The sequence below is a fragment of the Streptomyces sp. Root1304 genome, from assembly GCF_001426405.1.
GTDB lineage: Bacteria > Actinomycetota > Actinomycetes > Streptomycetales > Streptomycetaceae > Streptomyces.
Window position 1 is genome coordinate 1,119,926 of sequence record NZ_LMEP01000012.1, and the last position, 19,945, is coordinate 1,139,870.

Genomic DNA, 19,945 nt, shown 5'->3' on the forward strand with positions numbered 1-19,945 from the left:
CTTCTCCGCCCACCGGGCGGAGGGGCGGCGCTTCGCGTTGCCCGGGTGCAACGTGTTCTCATCTCGCGGTCGCGTTGCTACGGTGCCCCAGCCCTGACGACTCATCAGATCGCATACCGGGAGGCCGACCATGCGCGCCCTCGTCGCCGCCGCCATCGGACTCGCACCAGTCCTCCTCTTCGTCCTGCTCCTCTCGGTGGTCGATCTGCCGCCCGACGGCCCCACCTCGCCCAAGCCCCTGCTGACCGCCGATCCCGGCCCCAAGAAGTAAGGGGCGACCGCCGTGCGCCGCCGAGCCAGTCTCGTCCTGCTCTCCCTCGCCGTCTTCTGCGCCGCGATGGCCCCGACCCTGCGCTGGTACGCCTTCCCCCGGCTGGCCAAGATCCCGCCGAACCAGTACCAGGAGACCGTCCTGGAGGCGAAGCCCGCGACCCTCCTCAACTACTCCACGCTCAAGTCCGAGCAGGTCGAGAAGATCACGATCATCCAGACCCTCAAGGGCAACGTGGAGGAGTCCCGGCGCATCGAACGCGACGCCGGCCGGGACGTCGTCGTCTGGGACGCCCTCGCCTATGTCACGGGCCCCGACGGGAAGATGGTCTCCAAGGTCCCCGAGCGGTACATCTTCGACGCCCACACCCAGGACCCCGTCCACGTCACCGGCGAGTCCGTCGACGGCGACGCCGTCCGGCGCGAGGGCATCGAGTTCAAGTTCCCCTTCCTCACCGAGAAGCGGGACTACCAGTACTTCGACGCCCAGACCCGCACCTCGGCCCCCATCCACTTCGTGGGCACCCGCACCTTCCGGGGCATGGAGGTCTACTACTTCGAGCAGACCATCCCCTGGACCCAGGTCCCCATGCCCAAGACCATGCCGGTGAAGATCCCCCCGGAGGTCATCACCGAATCCGGCCTCACCCGCTGGTACTCGACCAAGCGGATGTTCTGGATCGAGCCGGTCACCGGCGCCCCCGTCAACGGCGAGGAGATCCACAAGGAGGAGCTCCGCAACGCCAAGGCGCTGATGGGCCGCGACACCCTCACGGTCTTCGAGGGGCACGTGAAGATGCGCGAGGACTACCTGCGGAGCATCGGCGACATGGTCTCCTCCAACCGCCTCATGGTGCTGATGCTGGTCTCCTACCTCCCCTGGAGCTTCACCCTCCTGGCCCTTCTCCTCCTCTCCCTCTCCCTCTGGCTCGAAGCCCGCTCCCGCCGCCCGGCGGACGACGCCCCCGTCGACACCGTCACCACCGCGGCCCCGGTCACCCCTCCCGTCTGAGCCGCGCGCTCGTGTGCCGGGTCGGCTCCGCCGCCGCGGGGTCCTCCGGCCACGGGTGCTTCGGGTACCGCCCCCTCAGCTCCGCCCGCACCGCCCGGTAGCCGTCCCGCCAGAACGACGCCAGGTCGGCGGTCACGGCCGCCGGCCGCCCGGCGGGGGAGAGGAGATGGACCAGCACCGGGACCCCCGCCACCCGGGGCGTCTCGGCCAGGCCGAACATCTCCTGGAGCTTCACCGCGAGCACCGGCCGCTCACCCCCGTACTCGACCCGGATCCGCGAGCCGCTCGGTACCTCGATCCGCTCCGGTGCCAGCTCGCCCAGCCGGCCCGCCTCGCCCGACGCCCACGGCAACAGCCGCCGCAGCGCCTCACCGGCGTCGATCCGCCCCAGATCGGCGCGCCGCGAGGCCCGGGACAACTCCGGCTCCAGCCACTCCCCGGCCCGGTCGACCAGCGCCCCCTCCGCCATGTCCGGCCAGGGCTCACCCAGCTCCCGGTGCAGGAAGGCCAGCCGCTCGCGCAGTTCCCCGGCCTCCCGGTTCCACCGCAGCAGCCCGAGCCCCTCCCGCCGCAGCCCGTCGAGCAGCGCCTCCCGTACGAGCGCCGGATCGGCCTTCGCCCCGAGCGGACGGACCGTCAGCTCGACCGCGCCCAGCCGGTCGACCGAGCGGGCGACCACGTCCCCCTCCTCCCAGCGGACCTCCTCGCCGGTCGAGCGCAGCTGCCCCGCCGCCCACCGGGCCATCTCCTCGTCCACCACGGCCGCCAGCCGCACCCGCGCCGTCGCGTCCCGCGCCGTACGGTCCGCCACCGCCACGGCCAGCCAGGGCGAGGCCCGCAGCGCGGAACCCTCGGCGAGCCGGGCACCGCTGCCCGACACCATCAGATACCCGCCCTGCTCCCGGACCCGGGCCACCCGCTCGGGGAAGGCCAGTGCGGTCACCAGCCCGACCACCGCGTCGTCCCCGACCGGGGCCCCCGCCGCCGAGCCGCGCCCCCGGGCCCGCACAGCCCCACTTCCCGCACCATCCGCCCCGGCCGTCTCCCCGCCGGCCGGTCCCGCGCCGTCCCCTCCCCGCCGGTCCGCCGCCTCCCCGGCCGAGCGCTCCAGGCGGCGTGCCTCCGCCTTCCAGCGGGCGCCGTATCCGTCGGCACCCCGGCGGGCCGCCCGCCAGGCCGCCGCCAGGTCGTCCCCGTAGTCCCGCGGCGGTTCCTCGCTGAGCAGTGCCACCACCTCCGCCGCCCGCCGCGCCCCGACCTCCGGCGTCCCGTCCAGGAGGGCGCGCCCCAGCCGGGGGTGGAGCCCGAGGCGGGACATGCGTACCCCGCGTCCGGTGGCCCGGCCCGCCGCGTCCACGGCTCCGACCGACCCGAGGACCGAGCGCGCCGCGGCCATCGCACCGGCGGGCGGCGGGTCGAGCAGGGCGAGCCCCTCCGCCGTCGGATCGCCCCAGCAGGCGACCCGGAGGGCGAAGTCCGCCAGGTCGGCGACCTTGATCTCCGGGGAAGGGAAACGCGGCCTGCCCCCGTCGTTCGCCTCGGCCCAGCAGCGGTACACCTGGCCGAAGGCCTCACGGCCCGCCCGGCCCAGTCGCTGGGTCGCCGTCGCCTCGGAGACCGTCACCGTCGCCAGCGAGCCCAGCCCCCTGGCGTGGTCCGTCCGGGGTTCCCGGGCGAGCCCCGAGTCCACGACGATCCGGACCCCCGGCACCGTCAGGCTCGACTCGGCCACCGAGGTCGAGAGCACCACCCGGCGCCTCCCGCCCGGCTCGGTGCCGCGCAGCACCGCGTCCTGCACCGACGCGGCGGCCCGCCCGTGCAGCTGGAGCACCTCCGCGTCGACGTCGGCCAGCATCCCGGCCGTCCGCGCGATCTCCCCCGTACCCGGAAGGAAACAGAGGACGTCCCCCTCGTGCCGGTCCAACGCCAGCCGGACCGTCGCGGCGACGTGCCGCAGCAGCGCCGGGTCCACCCAGGTGCCGTGCGCCGGCCGGATGCCGGCGGGCGGGGCCGCGTAGTGGACGCGACAGCCGTGCCCCTCGCCCTTGCTCCGGACGACCGGCGCCGGGCCGGAACCCTCCAGGACCGTGAGGAGATCCGCCCAGGCCGCCGCGTCGCTCGTCGCCGACGCGGCGATCAGCGCCAGCTCCGGCCGCAGCGTGGCCCGCACGTCCACCAGGAAGGCCATCGCCGTGTCGGCGTCGAGGTGCCGCTCGTGGCACTCGTCGAGCAGGACCACGTCCACGCCCGCCAGCTCGGGGTCCCGCTGCAGCCGCTGGAGCAGGATGCCCGTGGTCACCACCTCGACCCGGGTCGCCGGACCGGTCCGGCGCTCGCCGCGCACGGAGAAGCCGACCGTGCCACCGACCTCCTCGCCGAGCAGCCACGCCATCCGCCGTGCCGCCGCCCGCACCGCCATCCGGCGCGGCTCGGCCACCAGGACCCGTCGCCGCGGTCCCTCCCCTATGAGGCCCGCGAGCGCGAGCGGCACCAGGGTCGTCTTGCCCGTGCCGGGAGGCGCGGACAGCACGGCCGTACCGCGCCGGTCGAGTGCGTCGAGCAGCTCGGGGACGGCATGGCGGACGGGGAGACGGTCGAGTGCGTCATTTCGGATCACGCACTCAGTCTCGTATGCCAAGAAAAAAGGTGGGCCCCGTTGTCCACAGGGCCCACCTATAAGTACGACAAGCGCAACGGTCCGGACGGTCGGTCCACAGCCGCGCCTCCCCCGGGCACCGGCCGCTCCGCCGCTACTCCACGGCTACTCCGCCCGCTCGCAGACGAAGATCGCCGTCCCCGGGATCAGGTTCCCCCGCAGCGGGGACCAGCCGCCCCACTCCTGACCGTTCCACGCCGGCCACTCCGGCTCGACCAGGTCCACCAGCCGGAAGCCGCCGGCCACCACGTCCCGCACCCGGTCGCCGATCGTCCGGTGGTGCTCCACGTACACCGCCCGCCCCTGCTCGTCCTGCTCCACATAAGGGGTGCGGTCGAAATAGGAGGCCGCGACCGACAGGCCCTCGGGGCCCGGCTCGTCGGGGAACGCCCAGCGGATCGGGTGGGTCACCGAGAAGACCCACCGGCCGCCCGGCCGCAGCACCCGCCGCACCTCACGGAACACCCGCACCGGGTCGGCGACGAACGGCACCGCGCCGTACGCCGAGCACGCCAGGTCGAAGGAGGCGTCCCGGAAGGGCAGCGCCCCGGCGTCGGCCTCCACGAGCGGCACCTCCCCGCCGATCCGCAGCGCGTGCTGGAGCTGCCGGTGCGAGAGGTCGAGGGCCACCGGCCGCGCCCCCTGCGCGGCCAGCCACCGCGAGCACTGGGCCGCGCCCGCGCCGATCTCCAGGACGTCGAGACCCTTCAGCGACGCGGCAGGCCCGAGGAGTCCGGCGTCCGCCTCGTCGAGCCCCTCGGGACCCCAGACGAACCGGTCGTCGCCCAGGAACGATCCGTGATCGCTCTGGTACTCGTCGGCGTTCCTGTCCCACCAGCCACGGCTGGCCCGGCTGCTCTCCGCGTCCCCCGCGTCACGCCGGGTCGCCTCCGCCTCGTCCTCGGCCGAGTCGGAGGGGACTTCGTGTTCGTACTCTTGGTTCATCTCGCCCGCCGATGTAGTTTGCGCTCAGTGCCGCTGTGCGCGGATCCCGCCGATGAGGCGTGGAAGGACACAAGTTGGTGCCGGAGTTGAGGGGATCTGCCCCGGGTGCGCGCTTCGCGCATTGACCCTGTCCGGCCGCCCCCGTATGCTAAAGGTTGCGCTGCGGGCCTGCGCGCCTCAGACGGAGCAGGCCGCGCTCGTACCTGTTGTATGTCCCCTCGGTTTTCGAGGCTCCCTGCCGTTCGCGGAAGGGCGCTTCATTGGCTGTCCGGCTTCTTGGTGCGATACGGGCTCTCGGCGTAGCAGTACCTACGACTTTCTGTCCGTAACCGGAGCCCTTTCCCACATGACGAGCAGCACCGAGACCACCGCCACCAGCACCACCCCGCAGGTTGCGGTCAACGACATCGGTAACGAGGAAGCCTTCCTCGCCGCGATCGACGAGACGATCAAGTACTTCAACGACGGCGACATCGTCGACGGCGTCATCGTGAAGGTCGACCGGGACGAGGTCCTGCTCGACATCGGTTACAAGACCGAAGGCGTGATCCCGAGCCGTGAGCTCTCGATCAAGCACGACGTCGACCCGAACGAGGTCGTCAAGGTCGGCGACGAGATCGAGGCCCTGGTTCTCCAGAAGGAGGACAAGGAAGGCCGCCTGATCCTGTCCAAGAAGCGCGCTCAGTACGAGCGTGCCTGGGGCACGATCGAGAAGATCAAGGAAGAAGACGGCATCGTCACCGGTACCGTCATCGAGGTCGTCAAGGGTGGTCTCATCCTCGACATCGGCCTCCGCGGCTTCCTGCCGGCCTCCCTCGTCGAGATGCGTCGCGTCCGCGACCTCCAGCCCTACGTGGGCAAGGAGCTCGAGGCGAAGATCATCGAGCTGGACAAGAACCGCAACAACGTGGTCCTGTCCCGCCGTGCCTGGCTCGAGCAGACCCAGTCCGAGGTTCGCCAGACGTTCCTCACCACCCTGCAGAAGGGTCAGGTCCGCTCCGGCGTCGTTTCCTCGATCGTCAACTTCGGTGCCTTCGTGGACCTGGGTGGCGTCGACGGTCTCGTGCACGTCTCCGAGCTGTCCTGGAAGCACATCGACCACCCGTCCGAGGTTGTCGAGGTCGGCCAGGAGGTCACCGTCGAGGTTCTCGACGTGGACATGGACCGCGAGCGTGTCTCCCTGTCGCTGAAGGCGACGCAGGAGGACCCGTGGCAGCAGTTCGCCCGTACGCACCAGATCGGTCAGGTCGTCCCGGGTAAGGTCACCAAGCTGGTTCCGTTCGGTGCGTTCGTCCGCGTGGACGAGGGCATCGAGGGTCTGGTCCACATCTCCGAGCTGGCCGAGCGCCACGTGGAGATCCCGGAGCAGGTCGTCCAGGTCAACGACGAGATCTTCGTCAAGGTCATCGACATCGACCTCGAGCGTCGTCGCATCAGCCTCTCGCTGAAGCAGGCCAACGAGTCCTTCGGTGCCGACCCGGCCTCGGTCGAGTTCGACCCGACCCTGTACGGCATGGCCGCGTCCTACGACGACCAGGGCAACTACATCTACCCCGAGGGCTTCGACCCCGAGACCAACGACTGGCTCGAGGGCTTCGAGACCCAGCGCGAGGCCTGGGAGACCCAGTACGCCGAGGCGCAGTCTCGCTTCGAGCAGCACCAGGCTCAGGTCATCAAGTCCCGCGAGGCCGACGAGGCCGCTGCTGCCGAGGGCGCTGCCGCCCCGGTCGCCGGTGGCAACGCCGGTGCGGGCATCTCGGGTGGTTCGTACTCCTCGGAGTCGGACGACAACTCCGGCGCCCTGGCGTCGGACGAGGCGCTCGCCGCCCTGCGCGAGAAGCTGGCCGGCGGCCAGAGCTGAACAGGCTCTCCGCTGAGCGCTAGCCGCTAGCGAATCGAGGCCCGCTTCCCTTCGGGGGAGCGGGCCTCGGTCATGTTCCGGCACCCTTCTCCGGCGGATCAGGGTGTGACGGGGATGTTCGTCAGGCCGTTCCCGCCGGTCACCGTGTTCGAGGCGTACACCGTGGTCGCGCAGCTCCCGCTCCGGTTGGTGACGTTGATCGCCAGCCGCTGGGCTCCGGTGGCCCCCGTCAGATCCGAACGGTTGTCGCGGAAGACCGTCCCGCAGCCCCAGCCGCTCTGCTGGGTGTGGGTCTCGTAGCCGTTGTTGGTCGTGTTCACGCCGGTGTTGTTCTCGACGAGGACGTTGTTGCCCTTCACGTCGACCCAGGAGTCGTCGTAGTTGGCGCCGGTCAGCCCGCGCCCGTCGAAGGTGTTGCCGACGATCCGCGCCCCGGCGGTCCCCTCCTTGATGTCGACGCTCTCGCCGCCGACGTCCGGACCGATGACGTTGTTCAGGATCTGCGCGTTGTCGCTGCGGTCGGTGAGCGTGTTGGCGGTGCCGACGTACACGCCCTCGCCCATGCCCCGGCCGTCGTTCCCGGTGTCGTAGATCCGCGAGTTCCTGATCACGCCGTTCCTGCTGGAGTTGCGGAAGTGCACGCCCTCCATGTCGAGGTCGTGCACGGTCACCCCGTCGATCACCACGCTCTCCGCGGCGTCGGCCATGATTCCCTTCTGGCCGCCGGTCACCGTGAGGCCCTGGACCGTCCAGTACGAGGCACCGTTCAGATGCAGCCCGTAGCCGCCGCCCGCCGTCAGTACCGCGCGCGAGGAGCCGGTCAGGGTGATCCGGGCCGAGAAGGTGCCGGGGACCGCCGCCTTGAAGTTCCCCGTGTACGTGCCGTCCGCGAGGTGGATCGTGTCGCCGGGGCGGGCGTTGGTGAGCGCCGTCTTCAGCTGCGCCGCGGTCGAGACCTCGACGGTCGCTGCGGAGGAGGCGAGGGCGGCGGAGGCGGGGGCGGTGACGAGGGGGACGGCGAGGAGCGCCGGGAGCAGGGGGAGGAGCAGCGTCCGGGTGCGCATGGGGGTGCCTTCCGTGCGGAGTGGGGGAGTTCCTGTATGTGCACGAGGGTCGAAATGCTGAACGCGAAGCTGTCCCGAGACGGTAGGGAGCCGTGCCGGACGTGTCAAGGTCTGGACCAGTGGCCGGAGTTCGCGGGGCCGAACCACCGGAAGCCGCCCACCGGAAGCCGCGTGTCACGGGAATGGTCGCGCGGCACGAGACGTTTTCAGAGAGAACACGAGGAGGAGCGGTAATCGTGCTTGATCCCCAGGATTTGTACGAATGGGACGCGAAGGGCCTGGCGGTCGTCGATCTGGCCCTGGCGCAGGAGTCGGCCGGGCTGGTCATGCTCTACCACTTCGAGGGCTACATCGACGCGGGTGAGACCGGCGAGCAGATCGTCGAGGGGCTGCTCGACACCCTGCCCCACCAGCTGGTGGCCCGCTTCGACCACGACCGGCTCGTGGACTACCGCGCCCGCCGCCCGCTGCTCACCTTCCGGCGCGACCGCTGGACCGCGTACGAGACGCCGTCCATCGAGGTCCGCCTCGTCCAGGACGCCACCGGCGCCCCCTTCCTCGTGCTGTCCGGCCCGGAGCCCGACGTGGAGTGGGAGCGGTTCGCCGTCGCCGTCCGGCAGATCGTCGAGCGTCTCGGCGTGCGCCTCTCCGTCAACTTCCACGGCATCCCCATGGGCGTGCCGCACACCCGGCCCGTCGGACTCACTCCGCACGGCAGCCGCACCGACCTCATGCCCGGCCACCGCAGCCCCTTCGACGAGGCCCAGGTGCCCGGCAGCGCCGAGTCCCTCGTCGAGTACCGGCTGACCGAGTCCGGTCACGACACCCTGGGTGTCGCCGCGCACGTCCCGCACTACGTCGCGCGTTCCCCGTACCCGGACGCGGCCCTGACCGCCCTGGAGGCCGTCACCGCCGCCACCGGCCTCGTCCTCCCCGGGGTCGCCCACTCGCTGCGGACCGAGGCGCGCCGCACCCAGACCGAGATCGACCGCCAGATCGGCGAGGGCGACGAGGAGCTGGTCGCGCTCGTGCAGGGCCTCGAGCACCAGTACGACGCGGTCGCCGGCGCCGAGACCCGCGGCAGCCTGGTCGCCGAGCCGGTCGACCTGCCCTCGGCGGACGAGCTGGGCCGCGAGTTCGAGCGCTTCCTCGCGGAGCGGGAGGGCGACGCCTAGCCCCGCCGGGGCAGGCCCTAAGCTGCCGCTCATGCTGAAGGTGGGCCTGACCGGCGGGATCGGCGCCGGCAAGAGCGAAGTGTCACGGCTGCTCGTCTCGTACGGGGCCGTGCTGATCGACGCGGACCGGATCGCCCGTGAGGTCGTCGAACCCGGCACGCCGGGGCTCGCGGCCGTCGTCGAGGCCTTCGGGGACGGCGTACTCACCGGGGAAGGGGCGCTCGACCGGCCGAAGCTCGGCTCCATCGTGTTCGCCGACCCCGACCGCCTCGCCACCCTCAACGCCATCGTGCACCCCCTCGTCGGGGCCCGGTCGGCGGAGCTGCAGGGCCGCGCGGTGCCCGGGGATGTCGTCGTCCACGACGTACCGCTGCTCACCGAGAACGGCCTCGCACCGCTGTACGACCTGGTCGTGGTCGTCGACGCGTCCCCCGAGACCCAGCTCGACCGGCTCGTACGGCTCCGGGGCATGGCCGAGTCCGAGGCACGCGCCCGGATGGCGGCCCAGGCCACGCGCGCGCAGCGGCTGGCGGTGGCGGACGTGGTGATCGACAACAACGGCCCGCTCGACGCCCTGGAACCGCAGGTGCGGAAGGTCTGGGAGGAACTGGAGCGCCGGGCGGCGGGCACCGCGTAGGAGCCGCCCCGGGCGGCGCGCCCCGGCCGGCGGCGGAATGAGGGTGCCGGGTCCGGTGTTCAACCACCGGATCGAGGGGAAGGATTCCATGGTGGCCGACAGAAACCCGGAAACGCACGTCATCGACTTCCGCGCCGCCGAGCACCTGCTGGCCGCCCGGGACCCTCGCGGCGCGGTGAAGCTGCTGGACTCGGTGATCGCCGCCCATCCCGAGAACACGGCCGCCCGGCTGCTGCGCGCCCGGGCGTTCTTCGCCGCCGCGCAGCTGCGTCCCGCCCAGCTGGAATTCGAACTGGTCCTGGAGCGCGAGCCGGACAACGCCTTCGCGCACTTCGCGCTCGCCCGCACCTTCGAGCGCTCCGGCCTGACCGCCCGGGCCACCCGGCACTTCCGCCTCGCCGCCGCGCTCGACCCGAAGCCGGAGTACCTCCAGGCGGCGGGCTTCGACACGGAGAAGTAGGCGCTGCCGGTCCCCGTCACGGAGGACGGGCGCGACGTCACGGAGGACGGGCGCGACGTCACGGAGGACGGGCGCGACGTCACGGAGGACGGGCGCGACGTCACGGAGGACGGGCGCGACCGCTCAGCGGCGCGTCCCGCCGTGGTCGGGCTCGTACGGGGGGATGTTCCGGCCCGGCTGCCAGTGCGGGCCCTGGTGGATGTGGTGCAGCACCGTCGTCATGTCGACCAGGGCCACCAGGAACAGCACACCGCAGGCCGTGGCCCAGCCCGTGCTGCCGAGCAGCGAGAACACGGTCGTGCCGAAGACCGCCCAGAGCAGCCCCCACACGCTCAGCCAGAAGCGCATGCGCAGGGCGCTGCGCGCGTTCGCCGGTTCGTTCCCGGTCCGCATGACGGTCACCGTCTCCCGTCGGAGCCCGTGGAGGGGCACTTCCAGGATGGACCCGATGGAGGAGGAAGGGAACCGTCGCCGCCACCGGCCGGGACGGACGCCCGTGACAGACACGAGGACGCCGGGAAGGAAACCGGTACGGACGCCGCGACCGGCGGCGCGGCGTGATCAGTGGATGATGCTGTAGCTGCGCCACGGCAGGGTGCCCGGCGCGATCCTGTTCGAGGAGTTGGTGGGGACGTAGATGGAGTTCTCGCCCTTGCAGTCGCGCGTCCGGTACATCACGACGTCGACCAGGGTGTCGTTCACGACCCTGGTGGCACCGCTGGGCGCGAGGCGGTGACAGCCCTGCACCAAGGGGCTGGTCACGCTCACCAGCAGCTCGCGCTGCGTCTCGTAGGAGAGCGGCCCCACGGCCGTGCGGCCCAGGCCCGAACAACCGGCGACGGTGAGGGTGAGCAGCACGGCCCCGGTGGCGGTCGTGAGACGCCGGCGTACGGACATGGCGGGTCCTCTTCTGTCGTGGTCGATCTCGGTCGTGGCGGATCTCCGGCGCGGTCGGTGCCTGGCTCGGCCGACGCGCTGATCGTCACCCTTCCGCCCCCGGAGCCCGCTGTCATCCGGGGCTGGGCCGCTCGGGCGACCCCGCCTGGCGGCCGTTGTCAGACCCCACCCGTAAGGTCGGAGGTCCAGTCGGAAGTTCCGCCACCCGGGCTTCCGCCATTCGATCGGGACCGTCCGGCGGGAAGGAGCGCGGAGTCGTGGCAGAGACCTGGATCGGCAGCGCCGCCGTCTTCCTGCCCGCCGCCCTGCCCCGCGAGGGCCGGGTCGCGTTCTGGTCGCCCGACGGCGCGGGCCTCCCGGACCCGGCGGACAGTGGCGCGGAGCGCGTCGAGCTGACCGTGGTCCGGCGGCACGGCGGCGGCGCCCGGAGCCGGACCGTGCCCGCCCTGACACTCCCCGTCGACGCCGCCCTGCCCCACCTCGTCGCCGCCCGGCACCACCCGGCCGCGCATCCCGCCACCGCCGGCTGGGGCGCCGCGGCCCTGCACGCCCTGCACCTCGTGGCCCGGGGCCGGCTGCTGCCCGGTCTGACCCCCGACGACCTGGACGCCTGGCGGGCCGGACCGCTGGACGCCGACGACATCGCCCATCTGCGGGCCGTCGCCGCGGCCCTGCCGTACGAGGCGCACGCCGTGCCCGTCCCCGGGAGCGGACCGCTGCGGCTGCCCGACCCCGAGGCCCTGGTGCGTGCCTTCCTCGACGCGGTGGCCGACACCCTGCCCCGCACCCCGGCCGCCGCGCACGCCGTCGGGGCGCCGTTCGCGGCCCGCGCCCCGCAGCACCTGCCCCGCGCACGGGCCTGGGCCGCCGAGGCGGCGGCCGGGATGGACGCGGGCGTCCGCGTATCGCTCCGCCTCGACCTGTCCGCGTCCGAGCTGTTCGACTCGGCCGCGGCGGACGACGGGACCGGACCCGGTGGCGGCACCCGTCCGGAAGACCGCGCCGACACCGGCGGCGGCCGGGAGGACCGGGTGGACCGCGGGCGGCACGCCGCCGCCGCGATCCTCCAGATCCACAGCCTCGCCGACCCGACCCTCGTCATCGACGCCACCGACCTGTGGGCCGGGGACGGCGAGCACTTCGGCCCCCGTGCCCGGATCGACGCCGTCCTCGCCCTGCGCCGGGCCGCCCGCGTCTGGCCCCCGCTCGCCCGCCTCCTGGAGCGGGACGTGCCCGACGTCCTCGCCGTCACCGAGGAGGAGCTGTACGAACTGCTCGGCCCGGCCGCCGCCCGGCTCGCCGACGCCGGGGTCGCCGTCCACTGGCCGCGCGAGCTCGCCCGCTCGCTCAGCGCCTCCGCCGTCGTCCGCCCCGACCGGACGGCGCCCGGCTCCGCGACCGACGGCACCTCCTTCTTCGACAGCGAGGAACTGCTGCGGTTCAACTGGCAGCTCGCCCTCGACGGCGATCCGCTCACCGACCGTGAGATGGACCTCCTGGCCGAGGCGCACCGGCCCGTCGTACGGCTCCGCGACCAGTGGGTCGTCATCGACCCGGCCCTCGTCCGCAAGGCCCGCAAGCGGGAACTCGGCCTGCTCGAACCGGTCGACGCCCTCGCCGTCGCCCTCACCGGCACCGCCGAGGTGGACGGCGAGACCGTGCCCGCCGTCCCCGTCGGCGCGCTCGCCGCGCTCCGCGACCGGCTCCTCGCCGGGCCCGAGGACGTACAGGCCCCGCCCGGCCTGACCGCCACCCTCCGCGACTACCAGCTCCGCGGCCTCGCCTGGCTCGACCTGATGACCTCGCTCGGCCTCGGCGGCTGCCTCGCCGACGACATGGGCCTCGGCAAGACCGTCACCCTGATCGCCCTCCATCTGCGCCGTGCCCGCAGGGCCCCCACCCTCGTCGTCTGCCCGGCCTCCCTGCTCGGCAACTGGCAGCGGGAAGTGGGGAAGTTCGCCCCCGACGTGCCCGTGCGCCGCTTCCACGGCGCCGAGCGCGACCTCGGAGGAGCCGAGGGCGGCTTCGTCCTCACCACCTACGGCACCCTGCGCACCAGCGCCGCCGAACTCGCCGCACGGGACTGGGGGATGGTCGTCGCCGACGAGGCCCAGCACGTCAAGAACCCGTTCTCCGCGACCGCGAAGGCACTGCGCGAGATCCCCGCGCCCGCCCGGGTCGCCCTCACCGGCACCCCCGTCGAGAACAACCTCTCCGAGCTCTGGGCCCTGCTCGACTGGACCACCCCCGGCCTCCTCGGCCCGCTGAAGGCCTTCCGCTCGCGCCACGCCCGCGCGGTGGAGAACCACGAGGAGATCGAGCACGCCGAGGCCGTCGAGCGGCTCGCCCGGCTCGTACGGCCCTTCCTGCTGCGCCGCCGCAAGTCCGACCCCGGAATCGTCCCCGAGCTGCCGCCCAAGACCGAGTCCGACCACCCCGTCTCCCTCACCCGGGAACAGGCCTCGCTCTACGAGGCGGTCGTCCGGGAGACCATGGCGCAGATCGAGGAGGCCGAGGGCATGGCCCGGCGCGGCCTCGTCATGAAGCTGCTGACCTCCCTCAAGCAGATCTGCAACCATCCCGCGCAGTACCTCAAGGAACAGGCGCCGCGCGGCAGCGGCACCGCACGGCTCGCCGGCCGCTCGGGCAAGCTCGCGCTCCTCGACGAACTGCTCGACACGATCCTCGCCGAGGACGGGTCCGTGCTCGTCTTCACGCAGTACGTGTCGATGGCCCGGCTGCTCGCCGACCACCTGGCCGCGCGCGGCGTCCCCGCCCAACTCCTCCACGGCGGCACCCCGGTGGCCGAGCGCGAGCGGATGGTCGACCACTTCCAGGCGGGCGAGGTGCCCGTCTTCCTGCTCTCCCTGAAGGCGGCGGGCACCGGCCTCAACCTCACCCGGGCCGGCCATGTCGTCCACTACGACCGCTGGTGGAACCCCGCCGTGGAGGAACAGGCCACCGACCGGGCCTACCGCATCGGGCAGACCCAGCCGGTGCAGGTCCACCGGCTCGTCGCCGAGGGCACCGTCGAGGACCGGATCGCCGAGATGCTCCGCGCCAAGCGGGCGCTCGCCGACGCCGTCCTCGGCTCGGGCGAGGCGGCCCTCACCGAACTGACCGACCGGGAGCTGGCCGACCTGGTGTCCCTGAGGAGGTCCTCGTGAACACCGCACGCGGCGCGCGCGGAGCCGTCCCCCGCCATGACGACCGCCGCCGCAGCTTCCCCCAGGTCGCGCCCCGCGAGGCCCCCGACGGGCGGTTCGCCGCCACCTGGTGGGGGAACGCCTGGGTGGAGGCCCTGGAGGACACCGCCCTCGATCCGGCGCGCCTCGCCCGCGGCAAGGCCTACGCGGGCCGTGGCCACGTGGACGCGATCACCGTCACCCCCGGCCGGGTCGTCGCGTACGTCCACGGGAGCCGGGCCCGCCCGTACCGCACCGAGATCAGGATGCGGACCCTCGGCGACGACGGCTGGGAGCGGTTCCTCGACGAGGTCGCCGCCCGCCCCGACCACATCGCGGCAGTGCTCGACAAGGACGTGCCGCACGCCCTGGAAGCCGTCACCGGGCTGCTGCCCGCGCCGGGGGACCTCGTCCCCGACTGCTCCTGCCCGGACGACGGTTACCCCTGCAAGCACGCCGCCGCCCTCTGCTACCAGGCCGCGCGCCTCCTCGACGAGGACCCGTTCGTCCTCTTCCTGATGCGAGGCCGCGGCGAGCAGGAACTCCTCGCCGAACTCACCCGGCGCAACGCCGCGCTGTCCGCCGCCGAGACCACCGCCGCGGCGCCCCCGATGCCCACCGTCCCCGCCCGCGCCGTGCTCACCGCGACCGGGCCCGCGCTGCCCCTGCCGCCCGAACTGCCCGTACCGGACCGCCCGGGCCGCCCCGCCGTCTTCCCGCCCGACCCCGACGCCCCCGATCCGCTCGCCCTCGACCTGCTCGCCACCGAGGCAGCCGCCCGCGCCCTCGCCTTCCTCGCCACCGGGCACGACCCGGTCGCCGCGCTCACCCCCTGGCAGGACGCCGTCCGGCTGGCCGCCGCGCACCCCGGCTCCGGACTCACCGCCTCGACCCGCGCGCTCTACCGGGACCTCGCGTACGCGCTCGACCGCACCCCCACGGACCTCGCCCGCGCCGTCGCCGCCTGGCGGCAGGGCGGCGCCGCGGGCCTCGCCGTACTGGAGGAGCCCTGGGATCCGCCGGCGGGTCCGTTCGACCGGGCCCGGCCCGCGCTGATCGCCGCCGACTTCCCCGCCTTCCGCCCCTGGCGCAACCGGCTCTCCACCGAGTCCCTCCAGCTCCGCCTGGGCCGGGACGGCCTCTGGTACGGCTACGAGTCGGACGCCGGACGGGAGGACTGGTGGCCGCGCGGCGCCCCCGATCCGGACCCGGTCGGGGCTCTCACCGACCTCCTGGGGCGCTGACGGACACTCGAACGGAGTCCCACTCGATGGAGTGAAACCCGTCAACAGCCGGATCCGGCACGTGCGTTTGTCGCGTTGATTCCGGTACGGGCACTTGCCCGTGCACAACTCCGGAAGGCAGGAAGCCATGAGGCAGATTCGCCGAAGTGGTCTGGCCACACTGTTGGTCACGGGTGGAGCGCTCGCGCTCTCGGCGGGCGCCGCGCACGCCGACTCCGGCGCGCAGGGCGCCGCGGTCGGTTCGCCGGGCGTCGGTTCCGGCAACACGGTTCAGCTGCCGGTGCACGTGCCGGTCAACGTCTGCGGGAACACGGTCAACGTCGTCGGGCTGCTCAACCCGGCCTTCGGCAACGGCTGTGCCAACCGCTCGGCCGCGCCCGAGTCCGGCGGGTACGGCTCGTCGAACGGCGGCGACCGGGCCCACAAGGACCAGCCCGGCACCCCGCGCGGCGGCGAGCAGGCGGGCGGCTCCGGCGGCTCCCAGAGCGGCGGTTCGTCCAACGGCGGTGGTTCCACGGCCGAGACCCACGTCGCGGGATCTCCCGGCGTGCTCTCCGGGAACGGCCTCCAGCTGCCCATCGACCTGCCCGTGAACCTCAGCGGCAACTCGGTCAACGTGGTCGGCGTCGGCAACCCGGTCTTCGGCAACACCTCGGTCAACGGCCCGGCCAAGCCCCAGCAGCCGATCGAGAAGCCGACCCCGCGCCCGCAGACCCCGGTCCGCCACGTGCCGGCTCCGCAGGCCGAGACCCCCGCTCCGGCGCCCGCGCCGCAGGGTGAGTCGAGCACCGCCTCGCTGGCCGCCACCGGTTCGGACACCATCGGCTTCGCCGCTCCGGCGAGCGCCGCGCTGCTGCTCGGCGGCGCCCTGCTCTACCGTCGCGCGCGCCGCACCGGAGACCGCGCCTGACGGTCCCGTCCCAGAGGGCGTCCTGCCGGTCGGCCCGGGCTCGCGAAGCCCCCGGCGGTCCGGCCGACACGCGCTGACGCCCGAGTCGTCAGCCGTGTCCCCGACCGAGGGCGTTCGCCCCTCCGTGACGCCAGGCCCGGAGCACCGCCTCGATGGCGGGAGCGACCCTCGTCCGGGCCTGGTGCCGGGGAACCCCCTGCATCAGCAGGGTGTCGTACGGGGTGTCCACGTGCCGCACGGAAGCCCGTACGGCGGCCGTGACGGCGCCGCGGTCGAGCGCGCGGCCCGCGGCCGTGCGCCCCACCCGTCCACTGCCCTTCGCCGAGGCGTGGACGGCGACCTCCGTGGCCCGGTCCTCCGGGCAGGAGGGGAACAGCCGCAGGATCTCCGCACGGAGGACCTCGGTGATCTCGGTGTCGTGAGCCGCGCGCCGTTCGGCGTCACGGGCCCGCCGCCTGGCCCGTGCGTCCGCGTCCGCCAGGCAGGCCCGCTCCGCCGCGGCGAGCGCCGCCTCCTCGACGAGCAGTCCCTGACGCTCGTACCGGGTGCGGCGCCGGTTGTGCCGTACGACCACGGCCCAGAGGGTGCTGTGTTCGCGGGCCCGGCGGGTGAGCGCGGTGTCTCCGCGCCGCAGGAAGACGAGATGCCCGAGGTCCGCGCAGTCCAGACAGACCGGCGCGTTGAACTCGACGATCATCCGCTCCAGCGGGCCCTGCCGGCATTCCGAACAGCGGCGGCGCTTCAGCGGCTCGACGACGACCGGTGCGACGAGGTCCATGGGCGGGCCCGCTCAGCGGACGCCGGGCGCGGCGGCGGCGATGAACACGGCGAGTGCCTCCTTCGCCTGCGCGGAGCGGCGGGCGCGCTCGGACTCGCCCTCCGCGTCGTGCATGCAGTGGGTCTCCTCGAAGGCGGCCTCCGCGAGCCGGCGCAGGGCCGGGTCGTCGCAGACCAACTGGACCCGGAACAGTGCCTGTCGCGCGGCGGTGCGCTGCCGGTAGGAGGCGTGCCGGGACTCCTCCGCCTCCTCCGAGCCGGGGTTCTTGAAGGCCCGGAACCAGCGGTCGTTCTGGCTGTGCCGGTAGTCGACGACCGCCCCGGCGTAGGCGCTGTAGGTCGCGATCCGCTCCTGGCGGAGCTGCTCGGTCCGGGCGAGCGAGGCCGTGCGCTCGGTGGCCCGTCCCTGGAACCAGTGCGTGGCGATGACGCCCAGCAACGTTCCTGCCACGGCTATCAGCGCCACATCCATGACCCGTCGCCCCTCCGTCCGTTCGTCGGCCCGAAAGATCTTTCGGACCATCAGATCATGGCAGGAGTAGGGGCGTTGCGTCACTGCCGGTAGCTGCTCAGGAAGCGGCCGATACGGCTGATGGCGGCGTCGAGGTCGTCGGCGTACGGCAGCGTCAGGATGCGGAAGTGGTCCGGGTGCGGCCAGTTGAAGCCGGTTCCCTGGACGACCTGGATCTTCTCGCGCAGGAGCAGGTCCAGGACGAACTTCTCGTCGTCGTGGATCCGGTGCACCTTCGGGTCGAGTCGGGGGAAGGCGTACAGCGCGCCCTTCGGCTTCACGCAGGAGACGCCGGGGATCTCGTTGAGCTTCTCCCAGGCCCGGTCGCGCTGTTCGCGCAGCCGCCCGCCGGGGGCGGTCAGCTCGTGGATGGACTGCCGGCCGCCGAGTGCGGCCTGGATGGCGTACTGGGCGGGGGCGTTGGGGCAGAGCCGCATGGAGGCCAGCATGGTGAGGCCCTCCAGATAGTTCCTGGCGTGCTGCTTCGGGCCGGTGACGACCAGCCAGCCGGAGCGGAAGCCCGCCACCCGGTAGGTCTTGGAGAGCCCGCCGAAGGTGAGGACGACCAGGTCGGGGGCGAGGGAGGCGGCCGGGTGGTGGACGGCCCCGTCGTAGACGATCTGGTCGTAGATCTCGTCGGCGAGGACCATCAGGCCGTGCCGCCGGGCGAGTTCGAAGATGCCCTCCAGGATCTCCTTCGGGTAGACGGCGCCCGTGGGGTTGTTCGGGTTGATGACGACGACGGCCTTGGTGCGGTCGGTGATCTTCGACGCCATGTCGTCGAGGTCCGGGTACCAGTCGGCGGACTCGTCGCACAGGTAGTGCACGGGCCTGCCGCCCGCGAGCGTGACCACCGCGGTCCAGAGCGGGTAGTCCGGGGCGGGTACGAGGACCTCGTCGCCGTCTTCGAGGAGGGCCTGGACGGCCATCGAGATCAGCTCGGAGACGCCGTTGCCGAGGAAGATGTCGTCGACGTCCACCTCCGGCAGGCCCATGGACTGGTAGCGCTGGGCGACCGCGCGGCGGGCGGAGAGGATGCCGCGCGAGTCGGTGTAGCCGTGGGCCCTGGGGAGCATCCGGATCATGTCCTGGACGATCTCCTCGGGCGCCTCGAAGCCGAAGAGCGCGGGATTGCCGGTGTTGAGGCGGAGGACGCTGTGGCCCGCCTCCTCCAGCGCGTTGGCCTGCTCGATGACCGGGCCCCGGATCTCGTAACAGACCTCGTTCAGCTTGCTCGACTGCCGGAACTCCATGTCCGACCTCCCCAGGTCCCCGGAATCAGTGTTGCTTGGTTTTACCAAGTCCGAGCTTGGAAAGTCCAACAACATGTCTAGACTGCGTCGCATGCCACGTCAGCCACGCCGCCGCAGCTACGACCAGCACTGCGCCGCCGCGCGCGCCCTCGACCTCGTCGGCGACCGCTGGACCCTGCTCGTCGTCCGCGAACTCCTCGCCGGGCCGCGCCGCTACACCGACCTCCACGCCGACCTCCCCGGCGTCAGCACGGACATGCTCGCCGGCCGCCTCAAGGACATGGAGGCCGCCGAGCTGGTCACCCGCCGCCGGCTTCCCCCGCCCGCCTCGGCGTACGTCTACGAACTCACCGCCCGCGGACGCGAGCTGCTGCCCGTGCTGCGCACCCTCGCCGCCTGGGGGGCGCCGGAGCTGGGCGAGCCGCGCCCCACCGACGCCGTCCGCGCCCACTGGTACGCGATCCCGCTGCTCGGCGCACTCGCCGAACTGGGCCCCGGGGTCGTCCAGGTGACCCTGGACGAGGGCGAGTTCCACGTACGGGTCGGAGCGGACGGAAGCGTGGCGTACGGAGACGGCGGGTACGGCGACGGTACGACGGAGCTGCCCGACGCCCGGCTGCGGACGGACGCGGCGACCTGCCGGGCCCTCGCGGGCGGGGAGTCGACGCTCGCCGAGGCGATCGAGTCCGGGCGCGCGGCCCTGGACCGGCCCCTACGGGCGGCCGGGGTCGGCTGACCGCGCCGACAGGGTGCGCGCCAGCCGGTCCCGGGCCTCGGTCTGCGCCGCGATGCGCGCGTCGAGCACGGCCAGCCGTTCGCGGGCGATCTCCAGCCCGCGGGCGGACGGCGGGGCCGAGGGCATGTCCCCGTCCAGACAGGAACGGAACGCGGACACGTCGTCCAGCGTGAGCCCCGCGTCGAGGAGGTGGCGGATGTTCGCCACACGGATGACCGCGCCCTCGCCGTACACCCGGTAACCGTTCTCCGCGCGGGCCGAGGCGATCAGTCCCGCCGTCTCGTAGTGGCGCAGCGCCCGGGGCGACACCCCTGTCCGCCGGGCCAGTTCACCGATGCGCACGGCTGCCACC

General features: G+C 73.1%; 19 protein-coding genes. 10 read left to right on the forward strand and 9 right to left on the reverse strand.

Translation table 11 applies throughout. The features are described 5' to 3' along the window. The first annotated feature begins 130 nt into the window (after positions 1-130). Together ASD33_RS35020 and ASD33_RS17875 are read left to right on the forward strand one after the other, a co-directional pair. Complete coding sequence (locus tag ASD33_RS35020; RefSeq protein ID WP_107072740.1) at positions 131-271, forward strand: SPW_0924 family protein; 141 nt, start codon at positions 131-133, stop codon at positions 269-271. Positions 272-283: 12 nt separating this feature from the next. Then, positions 284-1,282, forward strand: a complete 999-nt coding sequence (locus ASD33_RS17875) for a DUF3068 domain-containing protein (protein ID WP_056560899.1) — start codon at positions 284-286, stop codon at positions 1,280-1,282. Here the strand turns inward: ASD33_RS17875 and hrpB are convergent. Further along, on the reverse strand, positions 1,266-3,899 hold the full coding sequence (gene hrpB, locus ASD33_RS17880) for an ATP-dependent helicase HrpB (protein ID WP_056560902.1): 2,634 nt from the start codon (positions 3,897-3,899) through the stop codon (positions 1,266-1,268). The genes ASD33_RS17875 and hrpB overlap by 17 nt on opposite strands. 144 nt (positions 3,900-4,043) lie before the next feature. After that, positions 4,044-4,883 carry a class I SAM-dependent methyltransferase gene (locus tag ASD33_RS17885; RefSeq protein WP_056560906.1) on the reverse strand — a complete coding sequence of 280 codons (840 nt, stop codon included), beginning with the start codon at positions 4,881-4,883 and terminating at the stop codon, positions 4,044-4,046. Between the two features lie 346 nt (positions 4,884-5,229). On the opposite strand from ASD33_RS17885, the gene rpsA reads away from it, so the two are divergent. Further along, positions 5,230-6,744: a 30S ribosomal protein S1 gene (gene rpsA, locus ASD33_RS17890; protein ID WP_056560909.1), complete on the forward strand. Its 1,515-nt coding sequence runs from the start codon at positions 5,230-5,232 to the stop codon at positions 6,742-6,744. A gap of 98 nt (positions 6,745-6,842) precedes the next feature. On the opposite strand, the gene ASD33_RS17895 is transcribed toward rpsA, so the two are convergent. Beyond that, a complete protein-coding gene (locus ASD33_RS17895) occupies positions 6,843-7,808 on the reverse strand; it encodes a right-handed parallel beta-helix repeat-containing protein (protein WP_056560912.1) in 966 nt (321 codons plus the stop codon). A gap of 236 nt (positions 7,809-8,044) precedes the next feature. Here ASD33_RS17895 and ASD33_RS17900 point away from each other — a divergent pair, with 236 nt between their 5' ends. The 3 genes from ASD33_RS17900 to ASD33_RS17910 all read left to right on the forward strand — a co-directional run bounded on the left by ASD33_RS17900 (position 8,045) and on the right by ASD33_RS17910 (position 10,080). Next, the gene (locus ASD33_RS17900; RefSeq protein WP_056560915.1) at positions 8,045-8,983 is read left to right on the forward strand and encodes a PAC2 family protein; all 939 of its coding nucleotides are present in this window, start codon (positions 8,045-8,047) and stop codon (positions 8,981-8,983) included. Between the two features lie 31 nt (positions 8,984-9,014). Beyond that, the gene (gene coaE, locus ASD33_RS17905) at positions 9,015-9,620 is read left to right on the forward strand and encodes a dephospho-CoA kinase (RefSeq protein ID WP_056560918.1); all 606 of its coding nucleotides are present in this window, start codon (positions 9,015-9,017) and stop codon (positions 9,618-9,620) included. Between the two features lie 91 nt (positions 9,621-9,711). Then, a complete protein-coding gene (locus ASD33_RS17910) occupies positions 9,712-10,080 on the forward strand; it encodes a tetratricopeptide repeat protein (protein WP_056561571.1) in 369 nt (122 codons plus the stop codon). Between the two features lie 123 nt (positions 10,081-10,203). On the opposite strand, the gene ASD33_RS17915 is transcribed toward ASD33_RS17910, so the two are convergent. Beyond that, complete coding sequence (locus tag ASD33_RS17915) at positions 10,204-10,473, reverse strand: DUF6343 family protein (protein WP_056561573.1); 270 nt, start codon at positions 10,471-10,473, stop codon at positions 10,204-10,206. 168 nt (positions 10,474-10,641) lie between these two features. Beyond that, complete coding sequence (locus ASD33_RS17920) at positions 10,642-10,977, reverse strand: hypothetical protein (protein ID WP_056560921.1); 336 nt, start codon at positions 10,975-10,977, stop codon at positions 10,642-10,644. Between the two features lie 257 nt (positions 10,978-11,234). Between ASD33_RS17920 and ASD33_RS17925 the strand changes: the two genes are divergently transcribed. The 3 genes from ASD33_RS17925 (at position 11,235) to ASD33_RS17935 (ending at position 16,316) form a co-directional block, all read left to right on the forward strand. Next, complete coding sequence (locus ASD33_RS17925; protein ID WP_079044827.1) at positions 11,235-14,144, forward strand: DEAD/DEAH box helicase; 2,910 nt, start codon at positions 11,235-11,237, stop codon at positions 14,142-14,144. After that, positions 14,141-15,406, forward strand: coding sequence for an SWIM zinc finger family protein (locus tag ASD33_RS17930; protein WP_056560925.1), 1,266 nt, complete (start codon positions 14,141-14,143; stop codon positions 15,404-15,406). Before ASD33_RS17925 ends, ASD33_RS17930 begins: the two co-directional genes overlap by 4 nt. A 127-nt stretch (positions 15,407-15,533) precedes the next feature. After that, on the forward strand, positions 15,534-16,316 hold the full coding sequence (locus ASD33_RS17935; protein WP_056560928.1) for a chaplin: 783 nt from the start codon (positions 15,534-15,536) through the stop codon (positions 16,314-16,316). An 88-nt stretch (positions 16,317-16,404) separates the two neighbouring features. On the opposite strand, the gene ASD33_RS17940 is transcribed toward ASD33_RS17935, so the two are convergent. The 3 genes from ASD33_RS17940 to ASD33_RS17950 all read right to left on the reverse strand — a co-directional run bounded on the left by ASD33_RS17940 (position 16,405) and on the right by ASD33_RS17950 (position 18,857). After that, positions 16,405-17,094, reverse strand: coding sequence for a DUF2293 domain-containing protein (locus ASD33_RS17940; protein WP_056560931.1), 690 nt, complete (start codon positions 17,092-17,094; stop codon positions 16,405-16,407). A 12-nt stretch (positions 17,095-17,106) separates the two neighbouring features. After that, positions 17,107-17,565, reverse strand: a complete 459-nt coding sequence (locus ASD33_RS17945; RefSeq protein ID WP_056560934.1) for a hypothetical protein — start codon at positions 17,563-17,565, stop codon at positions 17,107-17,109. A gap of 80 nt (positions 17,566-17,645) precedes the next feature. Further along, entirely contained in the window at positions 17,646-18,857 is a 1,212-nt protein-coding gene (locus tag ASD33_RS17950; protein WP_056560937.1) for a pyridoxal phosphate-dependent aminotransferase, read from the reverse strand. 91 nt (positions 18,858-18,948) lie between these two features. On the opposite strand from ASD33_RS17950, the gene ASD33_RS17955 reads away from it, so the two are divergent. Continuing rightward, positions 18,949-19,593 (forward strand): helix-turn-helix domain-containing protein, encoded by a 645-nt coding sequence (locus tag ASD33_RS17955; protein WP_056560940.1) that lies wholly within the window; start codon positions 18,949-18,951, stop codon positions 19,591-19,593. Here ASD33_RS17955 and ASD33_RS17960 read toward each other — a convergent pair. Then, the gene (locus tag ASD33_RS17960; RefSeq protein ID WP_056560943.1) at positions 19,570-19,935 is read right to left on the reverse strand and encodes a MerR family transcriptional regulator; all 366 of its coding nucleotides are present in this window, start codon (positions 19,933-19,935) and stop codon (positions 19,570-19,572) included. The genes ASD33_RS17955 and ASD33_RS17960 overlap by 24 nt on opposite strands. Between the last annotated feature and the right edge of the window lie 10 nt (positions 19,936-19,945).

Coding starts and splice junctions, on each gene's coding strand:
- ASD33_RS17945 (WP_056560934.1), bottom strand. CDS start 17,565: ATGGATGTGGCGCTGATAGCCGTGGCAGGAACGTTGCTGGGCGTCATC.
- ASD33_RS17940 (WP_056560931.1), bottom strand. CDS start 17,094: ATGGACCTCGTCGCACCGGTCGTCGTCGAGCCGCTGAAGCGCCGCCGC.
- ASD33_RS17950 (WP_056560937.1), bottom strand. CDS start 18,857: ATGGAGTTCCGGCAGTCGAGCAAGCTGAACGAGGTCTGTTACGAGATC.
- rpsA (WP_056560909.1), top strand. CDS start 5,230: ATGACGAGCAGCACCGAGACCACCGCCACCAGCACCACCCCGCAGGTT.
- coaE (WP_056560918.1), top strand. CDS start 9,015: ATGCTGAAGGTGGGCCTGACCGGCGGGATCGGCGCCGGCAAGAGCGAA.
- ASD33_RS17920 (WP_056560921.1), bottom strand. CDS start 10,977: ATGTCCGTACGCCGGCGTCTCACGACCGCCACCGGGGCCGTGCTGCTC.
- ASD33_RS17885 (WP_056560906.1), bottom strand. CDS start 4,883: ATGAACCAAGAGTACGAACACGAAGTCCCCTCCGACTCGGCCGAGGAC.
- ASD33_RS35020 (WP_107072740.1), top strand. CDS start 131: ATGCGCGCCCTCGTCGCCGCCGCCATCGGACTCGCACCAGTCCTCCTC.
- ASD33_RS17895 (WP_056560912.1), bottom strand. CDS start 7,808: ATGCGCACCCGGACGCTGCTCCTCCCCCTGCTCCCGGCGCTCCTCGCC.
- ASD33_RS17915 (WP_056561573.1), bottom strand. CDS start 10,473: ATGCGGACCGGGAACGAACCGGCGAACGCGCGCAGCGCCCTGCGCATG.
- ASD33_RS17955 (WP_056560940.1), top strand. CDS start 18,949: ATGCCACGTCAGCCACGCCGCCGCAGCTACGACCAGCACTGCGCCGCC.
- ASD33_RS17935 (WP_056560928.1), top strand. CDS start 15,534: ATGAGGCAGATTCGCCGAAGTGGTCTGGCCACACTGTTGGTCACGGGT.